The 14768-nt window shown below is 34.1% G+C and carries 14 protein-coding genes; 9 read left to right on the forward strand and 5 right to left on the reverse strand.

The genetic code is table 11. The features are described from left to right. Positions 1–61: 61 nt before the first annotated feature. The gene (locus G415_RS0101305; RefSeq protein WP_022669776.1) at positions 62–649 is read left to right on the forward strand and encodes a type IV toxin-antitoxin system AbiEi family antitoxin domain-containing protein; all 588 of its coding nucleotides are present in this window, start codon (positions 62–64) and stop codon (positions 647–649) included. After that, positions 637–1302 (forward strand): nucleotidyl transferase AbiEii/AbiGii toxin family protein, encoded by a 666-nt coding sequence (locus G415_RS0101310; protein WP_022669777.1) that lies wholly within the window; start codon positions 637–639, stop codon positions 1300–1302. The genes G415_RS0101305 and G415_RS0101310 overlap by 13 nt, the downstream gene beginning before the upstream one ends. A 575-nt stretch (positions 1303–1877) precedes the next feature. On the opposite strand, the gene G415_RS0101315 is transcribed toward G415_RS0101310, so the two are convergent. Together G415_RS0101315 and G415_RS0101320 are read right to left on the reverse strand one after the other, a co-directional pair. Beyond that, complete coding sequence (locus G415_RS0101315) at positions 1878–2288, reverse strand: putative toxin-antitoxin system toxin component, PIN family (RefSeq protein ID WP_022669778.1); 411 nt, start codon at positions 2286–2288, stop codon at positions 1878–1880. Further along, positions 2285–2500, reverse strand: coding sequence for a hypothetical protein (locus tag G415_RS0101320; RefSeq protein ID WP_022669779.1), 216 nt, complete (start codon positions 2498–2500; stop codon positions 2285–2287). The genes G415_RS0101315 and G415_RS0101320 overlap by 4 nt, the downstream gene beginning before the upstream one ends. 351 nt (positions 2501–2851) lie before the next feature. On the opposite strand from G415_RS0101320, the gene G415_RS0101330 reads away from it, so the two are divergent. The 7 genes from G415_RS0101330 (at position 2852) to G415_RS0101365 (ending at position 11563) form a co-directional block, all read left to right on the forward strand. Continuing rightward, on the forward strand, positions 2852–3124 hold the full coding sequence (locus G415_RS0101330) for a hypothetical protein (RefSeq protein WP_022669780.1): 273 nt from the start codon (positions 2852–2854) through the stop codon (positions 3122–3124). Further along, complete coding sequence (locus G415_RS0101335; protein WP_022669781.1) at positions 3121–4965, forward strand: type IV secretion system DNA-binding domain-containing protein; 1845 nt, start codon at positions 3121–3123, stop codon at positions 4963–4965. Before G415_RS0101330 ends, G415_RS0101335 begins: the two co-directional genes overlap by 4 nt. Before the next feature lie 3 nt (positions 4966–4968). Next, complete coding sequence (mobF, locus tag G415_RS0101340; RefSeq protein ID WP_022669782.1) at positions 4969–7647, forward strand: MobF family relaxase; 2679 nt, start codon at positions 4969–4971, stop codon at positions 7645–7647. 265 nt (positions 7648–7912) lie between these two features. Further along, positions 7913–8227 carry a hypothetical protein gene (locus G415_RS09385; RefSeq protein WP_022669784.1) on the forward strand — a complete coding sequence of 105 codons (315 nt, stop codon included), beginning with the start codon at positions 7913–7915 and terminating at the stop codon, positions 8225–8227. Positions 8228–8241: 14 nt separating this feature from the next. Next, complete coding sequence (locus G415_RS10575) at positions 8242–9276, forward strand: type II TA system antitoxin MqsA family protein (protein ID WP_022669785.1); 1035 nt, start codon at positions 8242–8244, stop codon at positions 9274–9276. A 272-nt stretch (positions 9277–9548) separates the two neighbouring features. Then, positions 9549–10721 carry a Bax inhibitor 1 family protein gene (locus G415_RS0101360; RefSeq protein WP_022669786.1) on the forward strand — a complete coding sequence of 391 codons (1173 nt, stop codon included), beginning with the start codon at positions 9549–9551 and terminating at the stop codon, positions 10719–10721. 257 nt (positions 10722–10978) lie between these two features. Further along, positions 10979–11563, forward strand: a complete 585-nt coding sequence (locus tag G415_RS0101365) for a hypothetical protein (protein ID WP_155825413.1) — start codon at positions 10979–10981, stop codon at positions 11561–11563. A gap of 1032 nt (positions 11564–12595) precedes the next feature. Here G415_RS0101365 and G415_RS0101370 read toward each other — a convergent pair. The 3 genes from G415_RS0101370 to G415_RS0101390 form a co-directional block, all read right to left on the reverse strand. Continuing rightward, a complete protein-coding gene (locus G415_RS0101370) occupies positions 12596–12802 on the reverse strand; it encodes a hypothetical protein (protein ID WP_022669788.1) in 207 nt (68 codons plus the stop codon). A 572-nt stretch (positions 12803–13374) separates the two neighbouring features. Beyond that, on the reverse strand, positions 13375–13947 hold the full coding sequence (locus G415_RS0101385) for a hypothetical protein (protein ID WP_022669791.1): 573 nt from the start codon (positions 13945–13947) through the stop codon (positions 13375–13377). Positions 13948–13962: 15 nt separating this feature from the next. Next, positions 13963–14709 (reverse strand): hypothetical protein, encoded by a 747-nt coding sequence (locus G415_RS0101390; protein WP_022669793.1) that lies wholly within the window; start codon positions 14707–14709, stop codon positions 13963–13965. Positions 14710–14768 lie beyond the last annotated feature (59 nt).

Consider the following 14768-nt stretch of genomic DNA (forward strand, 5'->3'; position numbering starts at 1 on the left):
ACTAAAAACATATTATAAATTATATTGTTAATGATGTTTGTTTAGTAATTAGGATGAAAAAATGAATACAGAAAAACTCGAAGTTCTATTCGATAAGCTGTTTTTTACAACCATAGATGTTGCCAACTTGTTTAACTATACGATTGAGTCAGCAAGAGTGTTCTGCAGTAGATACGTAAAGAATGGATTGTTTATTAGACTCAGAAAAGATATGTATATTACAAGTTTTAAATGGAAGAGCTTGACTATTGAAGATTTCTTTAAAATCTCATCATTCTTAAGAGTTCCATCATATATTTCCCTGATGACAGCCTTGAGTTATTACGGAGTTACAACGCAGATGTATAACAACTATTTTGAAAGCATAACAACAAAGAGCAGCAGATACTACGAAGTAAAAGGTGCGGTTTTCAAGTATTACAAAGTTAATGATAGATTCTTCAATAGCTACATTAGAAAAGACGGATATTTTATTGCTACTAAAGAGAAGGCTTTTGTTGATAGCGTATATCTGTTCTCTTTTGGAAAGTATAAATTTGACAACAGTGCTATTGATTATTCAAAACTAAACAAAGATAAGGTGTTTTCTATCGCTGAAAACTTTCCTAAAAAAACTATAAAGTCACTGGAGAAATTATGGAACATTTAGAGAAACACGAGCAGTTCGAACTTGAAGTATTGCAAAAGATGCATAATGCGAAATTGCTTAATAAGTTAATATTTGTTGGTGGAACAATGCTCAGGCTATGTCATGGATTGGATAGGTATTCAATGGATCTTGATTTCTGGACTGTAGATAAGATTGATGAGACTAAACTGTTTTCTGACTTAAAAAATCTATTCGAAGAAAATTATAAAATTTTGGACTCTCAAAATAAGCATTACACAATAGTTTTTGAGATTAAATCTGACTCATACCTTCAGAAACTAAAGATTGAGATAAGAAAAGAGCCGAAAAAGATTAAGTTTGAAAAGAGTATAGCATACAGCCCGAGCTCTAATATACAGGTTATGCTAAACTCAATAACACTTGATGAGATAATGAAAGCAAAGATAGAAGCATTCTTAAATAGGAGAGAAATAAGAGATGTGTATGACATTGAATTTTTGTTTAAGAAGGGCATAAAACTCAACATTGATAAAAACACGGCCGAGAAGATTGTTAAAGGGATAAACAATCTAACAAAGAATGACTATAAAATAAAACTTGGTTCTATTTTGGAGCCAGAGAAACGCAAATATTACAACGATGCGAATTTTAGGATATTGAAGTCGTATCTGCAAGGTATAGTCAATCAATGATAAAATTTACCCAAGTAATCCTCAATCTGTTCATATTAAAACTTAAGGTCAAAAAGGAAACAAAACATACAAGATGTAAATAACCTACTTGATTATGTGGGTTTGAAGATTTGTATTAGAATGCAAATTCTTACATCTTTTTATTGCACTGCAATACAATTAATATGGTATAGAAGATTAGCCTTAACAGAATTCTCAAATTTGAACATGCACTGATCTCCCTATGTTAAGGCAAAAATTATCATTCTCTTGGTATTACGCTTTTCTTTAACTATCTATTTGCCAAAAGGTTCTTCTTTTCTGATATTAACTGTTAGTTATTAAAGGCTCAGGAATGGAAGAAAAAGCCTCTTATCTTGGAAGAGAAAAATCCAATTCAGGGTGAAACAGGATGCTTTATAATGATCAGGTTTATTTTCAAGAAGCTTTTTAACATTACTCAGTTAATTGTACTCTATCCATGGATATTTTGACAGATAAAAAATTATCCAATTATTTTTACCTTCGGCATGAATTTGGAGTTTTAACCTCTAGATACAAAACACCAATTATTGAGATGGATTACTCATAAAAAGTTAAATCAATATGAATCTATTAAAACCTTTATTTTTCAGACCATTTATTAGCTTTTTATCTCCTGTCCACAGATAGGCATTTAATTCCAGTGATAGAGCTACAAAAGGAGTGTCTTTCTCATCTATATCTTTACACAGATCAAAAGCCTTTACCTTTGAGCTATAAGAAATCAAGTCCTCATTGTAAAACTCTATTATTTTTGAGACATCATAAAGAACTGACAAAACTTCATTCTCTTTTAAATGCGAATATTTAACAATCTTTTCTTTATATTTAAACAGTTCAACAAACATAAAACGGCAGGTGAAAAATTTAATGCCACTAGAAAGAAATAGAAAATCCCTTTCTTTATTTTTATCCTTCAATAAGATTGAAAAAATTATATTTGTATCAACAACAACCTTTTTCATTGCTTAGCTACAAAATTCTCCCTGTTCTCTTCCCACCACTTCCTTTTCAGTTCTTCGGCCATTTCAAAAGCCTTTTCTTCTGTAAGCTTACTTTTAGCTACAGTCTTTTCAATCTCAAGAGCTTTAATGATATTAGAGAAGTAATCTATGGATAGAAGCTCTTTTGGAAAAGATATGACAACATTCTCATCTTCAATCTTTATATCTATCATCTTAAACCTCCATTTTACCCTTTCCTAAGTATAAAATAACCCATAAAAAAATCAATTTTTTTAGAATAATTTATTATTTTTCCTAAGGTGACTCACCCTTTTGATCAACAAATCCCTATTACTATAAGGTTTTTTAAAACTCTCGTTTTTTACGTGAGTCTGTTTATTCACTCTTTTGCTTGCATTAGACTTTAGGCGTGAAGCTTGATCAAGGTTGGAGTTTTTCCTGGTCAGGAAAATGGATTGATGTTTAATGTAAAGCTCTTTGAAGGAGGTTTTTTATGGCTTACCTAACCCGGGATGGAAAGATGGATGAAACATTTTTAAAGAATCTTGGAAAGGAGAGCATCTATGTCAAAGATTGATATGCATATTAGTCTGGATAGCTCTTATTTCTCCCTTATGGAGAAAATGAGAGCAAAAAAGACAAGGAGTGCGTTTATTGAAGAACTTCTGGATCACAAAAAAGAGATAAACAGCATTTTAGATCATTTGTCAGCAGTAAAAAACAACCAGAAGCGCATATTTGCATTGCTGCTTCTGATATCGGAAAAGTGTGAAGTATCGGATGAAAAAATCAAAGCAGTTATGCTCGAAAATAAAGATAACAAGGAGGAGTTATGAGCAGATCCGTTTTAGGTATAGGTGAAGGATTTGATCTGTTTGTCAACAGGATTAGATACATTGCATACTTTCTTATATACAATATAGGCCTAACTATCATTGCCTTTTTAGTATCCTTTTTCTATTTTGCGCAGAAGGATTCCAACATAATATTTATTCTCAAATACAGCATAAAATACGGCTTTTACAATCTAAAACTATGGTTCTTTGAAGGACTTGTTAAAAATCAAAAGCTACCTTTTGATTACGGCTTTGCTCAAAATATATACAGAAAATACTTCTCCCTTATACTCCACACCCATGCCTTTTATTATGCTATTGGTATTTCTGTACTCATTTTCCTTATCACCTTCTTTTTAGTCTACAGATATACAAAGAAGTTATCAGATAAGCGCATAGTAAGAGGCACAAAGATTAAAAATCTGGGCAAAGTTAAAGAGCTCTCCAAGTTCATAAGACCGAAAGATGAAGTAAAGCACACTATTGTGATAGGAACGACAGGCTCAGGCAAGACACAGTCCTTACTGAATCTAATGAAAGAAAAAATCACTGAAGGCAAAAATGTCATTTTTGATGCAAAAGGAGATTTCTTATCCAGGTTTTTTAGAAAGGGAGTAGACATTATTCTAAATCCCCTGGACATAAGGAGCCATAGATGGAACTTTTTGGAAGAAATTGAAGATATAGCAGATCTTGAAACTCTCTCCCAATCTCTTATCCAGAAACCAAAGGGAAGCATAAACCATACATCGGATTATTTTATCAAGAATGCGCAACAGATACTGTTTATGCTCCTTCAACAGCTACTGGAAAAAGGCGTATTAGACAACAGCAAAGTTAGAGAAGCCATACTAAATGAGATATTCTACAAAACAGATTCATCTTTGCTTTCTGGTTTTAAAAAGGATCTGAATCTTGGCAGCAATGTATCGCTTGCAGATACATTATCCACACTCAGGGTACATCTCTCCTTTGCAAGGGCTATAGGTTATGAGCCCGATGTTAATCCAAAGTTTCATATAAAAGAGTGGATAAGCTCTCATGAGAACAGAAATGTGTACATAACCTACGATTTTAGCAAATCGCCTATAACAGAAGGCTTCTACTCCGCATTCTTAAATATGCTTCTGCTTCGTTTATCATCTATGCCGGATATAAACAGCGCAAACGGCTCAAAGATAAGAATCTGGATAGATGAACTTGCAAATCTTCCAACAATACCAAATCTTGGAGAAGCTCTATCTTATGTAAGGAGTAAAGGAGTAGCGTTTTATTTGTCCACCCAAAGCCTTGAAGGTCTTAAAAGAAGATATAAGACTTTTGAAATTGCAGATATACTTAACAACTGCAACACAATAATCTCCTTTGCTGCCAACGATTCATTCACGGCAGAAACCATTTCAAAACTGATAGGCCAAACCCAGATAGAGCTGCCCAGTAAGAATAATTTCTCAAGCCCTAAAATCTCTAAAATTGATGGTATAAACCTTCATAAGGAGAGAACAACAGAAGTGGCCGTTTTGCCTTCAGAGATTATGGCTTTAAAAGATCTTGAGTTTTATGCCAAATTCTCAAGAAGATGGTATAAAGGTAAACTAAAATACATAAATATTCCAAAAAATGATATAGAGTTCTTCATAAAAAATACCTCATTCAACCTAAATGCAGACAGCCGTAACCATAATAAAAAGAATGAGAACAACGGAGATCCGAAGCCACTTACAACTCATTCAGATGACAACAAAATATCAAAAGAGAAAGACAACCCAAAAGATGAAAACAAGGACTCAAAGAAACTAAACCAAAACCCGCTTGATATAGCAGATAAATTTATGGAGTAGACTATGTTATCAAAGCCAATCTCAAGAAGCCCCTCTGGGGCTTCTGCCTATTATTATCAAACAGAAAACAAGACAAACAGCCTATGGGGAGGCAAAGCAGCAGAAGAGCTCGGATTAAGGGATAAAGTGAAACTTGAGCAGTTTCAAAGAGTCTTGGATGGTTTTCATCCCTATAGGGATGAGAAACTAAGACAGAATGCCAATAAGGAGAATGCTATAGCCGGATGGGATTTTACATTCTCACTCTCCAAGAATGCATCCATTTTAGCTTTAGCAGACAGAAGAATAGAAAAGGCATTTCATAAAAGCATTGATGAAGCTTTGTCTATAGCCCAAGAGAGATACGCTCTAACAAGAACAGGCCATGCCGGTATAAACAAAGAGCACACAGGCAACCTTTTATATGCGCGTTTTACACACTACAACTCAAGAGCCAATGACCCACAGATTCATGAGCATGTGTTTATTGTCAATACCACCTTAGGAATAGATGGCAAATGGAGAAGCCTTGATAACAGAGAGCTTTACTCACTCTACAAGCATATAGGTCAGATTCAGGAGCATATTTTAGCCCAAGAGCTAAAGAGTCTTGGCTATGAGCTTGAGATAGACAGAAAAAACGGTATGGTTGATATAAAGACAGCAAGACAAGATGTAAAGGAATTTTTCTCAAAACGCTCTCAGCAGATAAAAGAAGAGTATGAGAAAAACAAAGATAGGTTTGAATATGAAAGAGACGCAAAGCAGAAGGCAAGCTGGGATACAAGACAAGAGAAGGACCACAACTTCTCATACAAGGAAATGAAGAATAAGGTTAATCTGGAGCTAAAAGAGCATTTTGGAATAAACCTGAAGCAGTTCAAAAAACAGGCAGTAGAATTAGCAAGGCAAAACAGCGTGACCCTGCAAGCAAAAACAGCAAAAGAACAATCAGAAGCCACTATAGATAAATCTCTCGATACTGCATTGGAAGATTTAACCAAAGCTCAATCCGTTTTTACAAAAGAACAGATTGAAAATCTTATTCTAAAACAGACGCTTGGTGAAAACATCACTTTAAAACAGATAGACGAAGCTATAGAAAAAGAGATAAAAAACGGAAATATCTTAGCCCTTGATGATAAATATCTAACAACAAGGGCTATACAGAGTATAGAAAAAGAAACCGTAAGCATAATAGAGCATAATGTTCAAACAACAGGAATATACGATAAGCAGCAAGCTAAGGAGTTAATAGAGCTCCAAGAAAGATATCAAAACTTTAAATATACAGATGGACAAAAGGAGTTTATGGAAAAAGCCCTAACTCAAAATAAAAGGTATCTTATCGTTCAGGGTAACGCAGGAAGTGGAAAAACAGCTTCAATTAAACTTATAAACAGGGCTTATACTCAGGAAGAATGCAAAGTTATTGGCGTTGCTCCAACCGGTAAGGCTGCAAACCTACTAAAGGAATCAGGCATTGAGAATGTATTTACAATAGCAAAACTAAAGAACGAGATCCAAAACGGCAATATCAATCTCAACAACTCAAAAACCGTACTGATTGTGGATGAATCCAGTATGATTTCAAGCTCTGATATGCACTTTTTGATTAAGCAAGAAACAGCTAAAACTATTCTTGTTGGCGATATAAAGCAGTTTAAACCCATAGAGCAGGGAAAAGTCTTTGAAGATATACAGAAACACATAAAACCTGAGAACTATGTAGATATGCAACAGACCGTTAGATTCAAGACTCAAGAACAAAAACAAACAGCTAATCTTATGAACCAGAAGAGATTTGCAGAAGCTATAGACTTGCTTGATAGAAACGGTAGTATAAAAGAGATAGAGGATAAAAATGAAAAGATCGAGAAAATCAAGGAGTGCTATATTGAAAATATCAAAAACAACAGAGATGTCCTTTTAATAACAAATACAAATAAGGAAAGGGAAATACTCAATGAGACAATAAGGGAAAAGCTCAAAGAAGAAGGCTTAGTAGATAAAAAAGACTATAAGGTTTTAGCCTATTCACCCAAGAATTTAGATCCTGCCGAGAGGAACTTCATAGAAAGCTACCGAAAGACAGACAAACTTATCTTCACAAGCCAAAGCAGAACAGGCCTTGTTGGTGAAGCAAATATTATAGATGTCGATAAAGATAAAAATACTATAAGAATAGAGCATAATAACAGGATATACGAATTTACTCCGCAGGATTTAAAGGATGCAGCTTTATTTAAACAGAATTATAGAAACTTCTCTGTTGGTGATACGATTATCTTTTTAAAGAACGATAAGGGCTTAAATATAGCCAATGGAGAGATAGGCAAAATAGAGAGCATTGAAAAGGACAGAATAGGCATAATAAAGCAAAATAGAGAAAATGTAACCATAAACACCAATCAAAACTCAAAAGATGTCTATAACTACATCGACCACGCCTATGCAATAACGACCTACAAAAGCCAGGGACAAACAACGAATGTAACAATATATTCTCACAGCTCTGAGACAATCTCAAATCAGGAGTCTTTCTATGTGGCAGCCACAAGGGCTAAAGAAGAGACTGTTATCTTTACAGACAACAAAGAAATTCTAAAAGAACAATCCCAGATGGAACAGGAGAAGTTGAGCACGATTGATTTTGGAAAGAAAAGAAGAGATAGAAGAAAAAGAAAAAATGCACCTATCTAACGAAGAAAAGGCTGATGCAATAGAAAAAACAGAAAGCAAAGAAGAATCAGAAGAGGTGAGCTTGGGGATTTCGAGATGAAAAGTTAAAAGTGTAGTTTTATTGTATTTATTCCATTATCCTATTTTTGGCAATCTTGTTGAATATAGGATACTATAAAAACCATGTTAGAGAGTTTTTATTACCTGATACCAAGGTTTTTAGTATCAAATTTGAATTATTCTCTTTATTTTTCATATCAATTGATATATAATAAGGAGGACAGCAATGAATGATGGAATGGTAGAAATATTTATTGAGCTATGGAGAGAAGCATGCAAGAACGGAATAGACTTTGTTCCCCGTAGTAAAAACAGGGAGTTTCTGAGTATGTATAAATTGACTAAAAACCAAGCAATTAAGGCTCTGTGTGGTTTGTCTGCAGAGAATTATCGTTCTGGTCCAAAGAAAGACAGAGATAGAAAAGGGGATGTTTGGGAATTTAAAATAAACATACATGATATAAGAGATATTTATGTGAAGGTTAAGCTTTACAGCATAAACGGTAAATATTATGCAAAATGCATAAGCTTTCACAAATAACATGGAGGTGCAATATGAAAAAGGCAATTTGCCCTGTATGCGAGAAAGAAGTAGAAGTTGAACCTATAAAGAAAACAATTACTGTAAAAGTTAGAAAAGAAAACATAGAGATACCTGTCACCTTTTTCAAGTGCAAAGAGTGCGGATATGATGAAATAGAAGATAGGGAAAATCCGATTGATGAGCTTGACCTTGCTTATAGAGAATATAGAAAGAGACATGGTATGCTTCAACCAGAAGAAATTACCCAATTAAGAAAACAGTATGGCTTAAGCCAAAGAGAATTGGCAAAAATACTGGGATTAAGTCCAGCAACCTTGAGCAGATACGAAACAGGTGGACTACAAGAGCCAGCCCATGATTATTTACTTCAAATGCTAAAAAAGCCTGAGAATATGCTTGAAATACTCAATAAAAATAAAGAACTTTTAAAAGAAAAAAAGATAATGGCTCTTAGAGAAATCCTTCTGAATAAAATTAACAACAAGGAAAAAGAGAAAGAGATAGAAGAAAGACACAACATAAAGAGTGAAACATTTCGTGGAAACAGAAAATTCTCTGTAGAGAGATTTAAAGATATTGTCTATTACATAATAAACAAAATGGAGCAGATGAACTATGTAGTAAATAAAACCAAACTTAACAAACTTCTATTTTACGCTGATTTTTTATATTTTAGAAAATTTGGAGTATCTTTAACAGGTGCAGCCTATGCAAAATTACCTTATGGACCATGCCCTGATGATTTCCAACACCTATTAGACTTAATGGAAAAAGAAAATATTATAGTAGTTAAAGAGTTCTACCATCCTATAGGAAATGAAGAGATTGCAGAGAGTAGACTTTATACACCTGCATCAAAAAGAGAGATATCATTAAGCCAACAGGAAAAAGAGTTTATAGATTCTGTAGTAAAAACAATAGGAAGCAAAAAAGCGTCTGAACTGTCAGACCTTTCTCATAAAGAAAAAGCATATAAAGAGACAGAAGACTACAAAAATATAGATTATAGATACGCTAAAGATATCATTATTACCAACAATAATTAACTCAACCAGAATATCTTTGGATGACCATAACCAAGCGTTATATATCCATACAAAAAAGCTGATACTGTTTTGCTTATTCTATGAAATATGAAATGCTTTTATCCATAAATGATATAAATAGATGGATTTTATAAAATTATTGACATTAATTAAAATTAATATCTTTGATAAAATAATGCCAGAAACATCCATGGAAAGCATCGTGAGGTGCATCTTGCGTCGTTAAGTAAAGGGTGGATGCTTCTAAAAAAAATTATTTTTTGGGAGGTAGCATGGCTGTAGAGGCTGAAGCTTTGGTTTTGGAAAGGAAGTATGGGGAAATTGTGGATGAACTGGACAAAATCATAACATTCCTGGAGAAGTATTACAGCAAAGCAAGCAAAAAACGAAAAAGAATAAGCTACCTCAAAGTTTACAGAAGCATCTACAGAAAATGCATGGAGAATCCCAAAAATAAATGTTCGGTTTCCTATCAAGATTTTTATAGCATAGCTGCGAAAGAAGAAGAGATATCTGAAGAAATTAAAAAAGAGAACAAAAAACCTATAAATGACAGAATAAAGAAGATGATAAAAGTGGGCGTTAAAGAATCTATAGACGAGTATTACGCTATAAATCCATTCTCTCGTAAGATATTAGATTTTGCTAAATGCTCTAAAGATTCTAACAGCGAGTTATGCTTAGACATAAAGTTCTCAGAAAGCTCACCGGAAATGATAAATAAAAAAGTCAACAAGCTTTCTACTGTTGTAGTTGAAGCTAAAGACGATATAAAAGATACAATCAGTGATAAAGTTGGTAGTCTTTCTGAAATTGTTAGCGAAGCCAAAGTTGATATAAAAAACCTTGTTCAACATCATAAGCTGGAAGAAATCCCTCTTCCAGATCGTGTATTAAAAGATTTCAATAGAAAATATATGACCTTGTATGAATGCTTATTAGGCCTGATGTGGGGAATTCCTGTAGGTTTGGCTGTACTGATAATGACTGGATTTTTACAACAATTTATAACTAATCCATCTACTATCCACAAAATCAATATAATTGCCATCGGTGCTTTACTCTTCTCTGTATTGATAGTAGTTCTTTACCTTGAAAATGGGTTTGATTTTAAAAAGTTAAATAAAAATAAACAGAGAGTGCCATCCAAGCTGACAAAGTTTTTGCTCATACCATTTTTCTTTATTTTTGCCTTAATAAAAAGGGAAAAATTTATAAGCCCTACAGTAGAGAATATCGTTTTATACATTACAAACAAAAATAGTTTGGTTGTGGCAGAAATAAATGAGCAATGCCCTATATGTAAAACTGCTGGGATAGAAAGTAAGTTCAAATTAAAGAACATGGGAGATTTGGTTGTTGCTGAATGTGAAGAGAACCCTTTGCATACCTATATCTACGATCATGTTACAAAGAAAGGTTACTTTTTAAGAAAAAGGCGTTAGGTTTCCTAACGCCTTTTTCTTAATCGTCTAGATAAAAGTTTTTTTAGTGTCTCAATCTTACAAAACTGATCATGAAAACACATTTTTTAAGGATAAGTTAGTGTTAGTAAATTTTTACTTTTCTTTTTAAGAGAATTAAGCATGTGTATATCCAAACTGTATTCACTTTGTTCTTGTGCTGCAATCTTTAAATATGTATAATAGTACATATTTAAGGTATTTTTGTTTGATGGGTATTAATCTGCTATTAGAGTCGGATGAGTAACAATTGTTTAGGAAGTAGTAGTTTTTTGGTTTACAAAGGAAAAAATATTGTCCACACCGAACAACATATAGAAACCATAGACTACTTTAAAATCCCAGAAGACACACTTAAAACCATTCTCAAAAGAGCAATAGACAAAATGCTTTCAGACGTTCTTTATTGTAACAACTCAGAAACTTATCTCATCTATTCAAAAGAGTTTAACCAAGGCGTTCTGGTTGAGTTTACATCGGATCTTGACAAATATATCTCACTAAAACTCATTTTGCCACCAGGAAAATATCTAAAAAGCATAAACGGCATGGACAGTTTATACGACGACAATTCACTGCCAGGTTCTGAAGATGTGAAAACCTATTTAGTAAATCTATTTTTCAGCGATGATACTTTTGAGATATACCCTAAAACGAAAATACACAGACCGAAAACCATTATTGTTGATGAAGATTCAGGTGGTATAAATGACGAAGGTTCTTATTTTGATGTCGAAATAGTGGAAAAATACGGAATGAAATTTATAACGGTTGACGGAAAAATTTATGAAATTGTGGATATAGAAGTTCTGGAAGTGGAGTGAATACTATAAAAGATAAATAAAAAAGCGCGATCAACTACAAAATAAAAAATGTTTTATTCTGTGTGATGTAACTATTAGTTACGAAAAGGAAAGCTTGCAAGAACAAAATCTTCTGTTGACTGATACAGAGGAAATCTATCTCTTAGGTCTAAGCTTTTAAATTATATGCCGACTTACAAATACCACTGTGAAATTTTGGTGGGTCAGCAAGTTTACTTTTTTCAAAAAACGTCCGGACTTGAAGTTTGCAACGATATAGACAGAGAGTTAGTTAATTCTTAGAGTTTTAAGGAATGAAGAAAAATTCAGTAAGTTTTTACAAATTAGTTTGCTTAATTTCTTACTCTCGAGAAATATAAGTGGTTTATAGTTATGCGTATGTCTATCTTGGGCGATGAAGTAGCTGAAGTTATAGTCTAAAACTATGAGTGCTAATATGTCATTAAGGTATTAAAGTGTTTATCTATGACCTGATTTACATCAAATAATGAGTTTGTAAGTTGAACATTTACATTGGAAAAATTGTATGAAAAAACATAACGATAAGAAAAAAGGTGAATCTCTTTACTTCTCTCTACTTGGGCTCTTCATGCCTTCCTAACAGTAATCAGACCCAAAGGCCCATCAGCGTGAATTTACAGAGTAAGATCATATAAATTTAGTGGAATGGCTATTGACAAGATACAAAACGGACATAATGTTGTTGGTCTATGACAATGATATATAAAGACATGTAGAAGAAAATTTACTAAAATATAAATGTTTCACTATCATAAAACAAGATAAACAAATCTCTTAAGTGCAGGAGCAACACATAAATTTAACCAACAATAACAAAAATGTGTTTGAGTAAATCATGATGTGCGCAAAAAGAAAAAAACTTTTAGGCTAAATGTGTATTAAACCAAAAAACTTAACCCTTAAACCCCACAAAGAATATGTAAATTTATCATTTCAATCAGCAATTTCAAATTACTTGTGATTGAGATGAAGGGGTTTAAGGGTTTTCTGAAAAACTTTAATAGTTAAAAATTAGGCTAAGAATCCCCACTTCTGCCATTTACTACAAGAGCCACCCGCTGGTTTTTTAGGGGGAGTTATCTTTGGATTTACCATACATTTTCCGTAAAAACCACTAGGTTCCACTATAACCTCTTTTCTGTCGGTTGAAACCTTTCTTTGTCCATCCCAAAACTCACAAGTTGCACACTGGTGATTGTGTGGTAAAAAGGTCGCCATACTACACCTCCTCTATCTTTTCTTCCCCTTTTCCAACCTTTCCTCTAAAGCAACCACATCCACGTCTGGGGGTTAGGGGCATTTCCCTTTTTTCTACTCTGATAACACAACTGTTACCTGTAGAAACCAGAACAATAGCTATTTACCCATCTGGCAGCTTCTCAGGGAGCACCCTTACCAGATAAGGTGGCTCTGAATAACGCACTGCACACCGCCCTCCTTCTCTATCTTCCTCTCTTCATCCTATATCCTCAGCGGAAAGCAAAACTCCTTTGGAAAGGGCGGTTGGTGTCATTCACCAACCTTACATAGAAGTCTTGTTGGTTAACAAGGAAATCTTCTATGTGTTTGTAGAGCGTTTCTGAAAAATTCCTTTCGATAAGGTCAACTGGCTTAGCTGCAAACACGGCTTGCATAGATATTCCCTCAGAGCTCTTCCCAAACCAAGTCTTCACTTAACACAAAACCCATCACACCATAGTGATCCAGAGAGAGTTCGTTTTTGTCTATTTCCTCTACAACGATGAAGTTTTTGAGAAGTTTATTATTGCTGTTTACCCAGCAATCTTTTATCAATGGTTTTTTTTGGCTTCATCGCTCTCAATCTGTTCATATATCGTGTCCAAATCCTCATCTGAGCAAGAGTTGCAGTATACTGCACCAATAATGAAAGTTAAATCACTCTCAAGTATTTCCATGCTTGTCAAATCGCAGTTGACAAAGTAGAAATTATCCCTATAGAATTTCTTATTGATCTCCAGTTCCAAGGACCCCCACCTACCATCGTAGATTGACACAACGGCTATGAGTTTTTTGCCAGCAGGGACCTTGTCTACTCTACTCTTCGGAGAACAAGCAGGACGAAGCGAGGAAACAGTAAAAGATTGGACATCCTCTCCAGAAAACTCATCTACTACATTGTAATTCTCATCATAAACTGTGATAGAACTGTCATACAAAGACGGTGCGTAGCAGGAAAACAAGTCCAAGTCATGCCAACCCACATCGTTCTCTCCTAGCTCCAGTTCGTCGTCTATGTAAGCCTCGACACCTCTTTCTTTGATCTGCTGAAAGAGTTTTTCGCTCACAGCACCAATATGGAACTCAGCCCCTCTACCTTCAATTTCAAGCGTGTACTTTGGCATAGATACCCCTCTTTTCTATATTTCCTCCCAACCATTTTCTGTTAACACATTACAATACATATCTTTTCCTTCTGTTTCTATCTCATCACCGAAGTTAACAGCTATCATGTTGGGATTATTGCTGGCTAATCCAAAAACCTTCCTTTTATCCAGTTCGTGTTCAGGTAGTAGATTTTTATCTATATCCATTTCTTCCAAGTCTTCTAAGTATTCTTTAGCTTCATCGTTTTTACAGTAGAAAGCTCCCAGCACCAGAGAAATTCCGTCTTCTCCGAATATCATCTCTGGAAAAAACGCAGACATAACAACCAATTTATTTACATCAAATTTCTCATCCAACTCAAAGGGTTCACTGCTCCAGAATCCTTTTTCTTCTGAGAATACAGCTATGATATTTTCCTTGTAAGAGGACTCATCTTTTTTGTGAAGTTTGTCAAATATAAGCGCAGAATCACATGCAACGGTGACTACATTTAAGTCATCATACGGAATGGTTGCTATATTCTCAATTTCCCTGTTATTTTTATCTAACCTAACAATCTTCACCTCTAATCCACTGTAGTCTCCATAAGGAACATTGCAAGATACTAAATCGTTGTTTTCGTAATAAGGATACTCATCCGAATCTTCATCCAACGGGATTTCATCCGCCAAATAATCTTCACAACCATGAGATTTAATCTTCTCGTATAAACTATCTGGAATAGTCCCTACTAAAAGCTCTCCACCATTGCCTACAAACTCAAGTTTATATCTTGCCATAAACCAATTCCTCCTCTTTAGATTGTTTTTCTAATTGAATGTCTTATTGAAAGTTTAAT

Origin of the sequence: Hippea alviniae EP5-r, from assembly GCF_000420385.1 — a bacterium.
GTDB lineage: Bacteria > Campylobacterota_A > Desulfurellia > Desulfurellales > Hippeaceae > Hippea > Hippea alviniae.

Excerpts from the sequence above, each read along its gene's own strand:
- G415_RS0101305 (WP_022669776.1), top strand. The coding sequence starts at position 62 with ATGAATACAGAAAAACTCGAAGTTCTATTCGATAAGCTGTTTTTTACA.
- G415_RS0101310 (WP_022669777.1), top strand. The coding sequence starts at position 637 with ATGGAACATTTAGAGAAACACGAGCAGTTCGAACTTGAAGTATTGCAA.
- G415_RS0101315 (WP_022669778.1), bottom strand. The coding sequence starts at position 2,288 with ATGAAAAAGGTTGTTGTTGATACAAATATAATTTTTTCAATCTTATTG.
- G415_RS0101320 (WP_022669779.1), bottom strand. The coding sequence starts at position 2,500 with ATGATAGATATAAAGATTGAAGATGAGAATGTTGTCATATCTTTTCCA.
- G415_RS0101330 (WP_022669780.1), top strand. The coding sequence starts at position 2,852 with ATGTCAAAGATTGATATGCATATTAGTCTGGATAGCTCTTATTTCTCC.
- G415_RS0101335 (WP_022669781.1), top strand. The coding sequence starts at position 3,121 with ATGAGCAGATCCGTTTTAGGTATAGGTGAAGGATTTGATCTGTTTGTC.
- mobF (WP_022669782.1), top strand. The coding sequence starts at position 4,969 with ATGTTATCAAAGCCAATCTCAAGAAGCCCCTCTGGGGCTTCTGCCTAT.
- G415_RS09385 (WP_022669784.1), top strand. The coding sequence starts at position 7,913 with ATGAATGATGGAATGGTAGAAATATTTATTGAGCTATGGAGAGAAGCA.
- G415_RS10575 (WP_022669785.1), top strand. The coding sequence starts at position 8,242 with ATGAAAAAGGCAATTTGCCCTGTATGCGAGAAAGAAGTAGAAGTTGAA.
- G415_RS0101360 (WP_022669786.1), top strand. The coding sequence starts at position 9,549 with ATGGCTGTAGAGGCTGAAGCTTTGGTTTTGGAAAGGAAGTATGGGGAA.
- G415_RS0101365 (WP_155825413.1), top strand. The coding sequence starts at position 10,979 with ATGAGTAACAATTGTTTAGGAAGTAGTAGTTTTTTGGTTTACAAAGGA.
- G415_RS0101370 (WP_022669788.1), bottom strand. The coding sequence starts at position 12,802 with ATGGCGACCTTTTTACCACACAATCACCAGTGTGCAACTTGTGAGTTT.
- G415_RS0101385 (WP_022669791.1), bottom strand. The coding sequence starts at position 13,947 with ATGCCAAAGTACACGCTTGAAATTGAAGGTAGAGGGGCTGAGTTCCAT.
- G415_RS0101390 (WP_022669793.1), bottom strand. The coding sequence starts at position 14,709 with ATGGCAAGATATAAACTTGAGTTTGTAGGCAATGGTGGAGAGCTTTTA.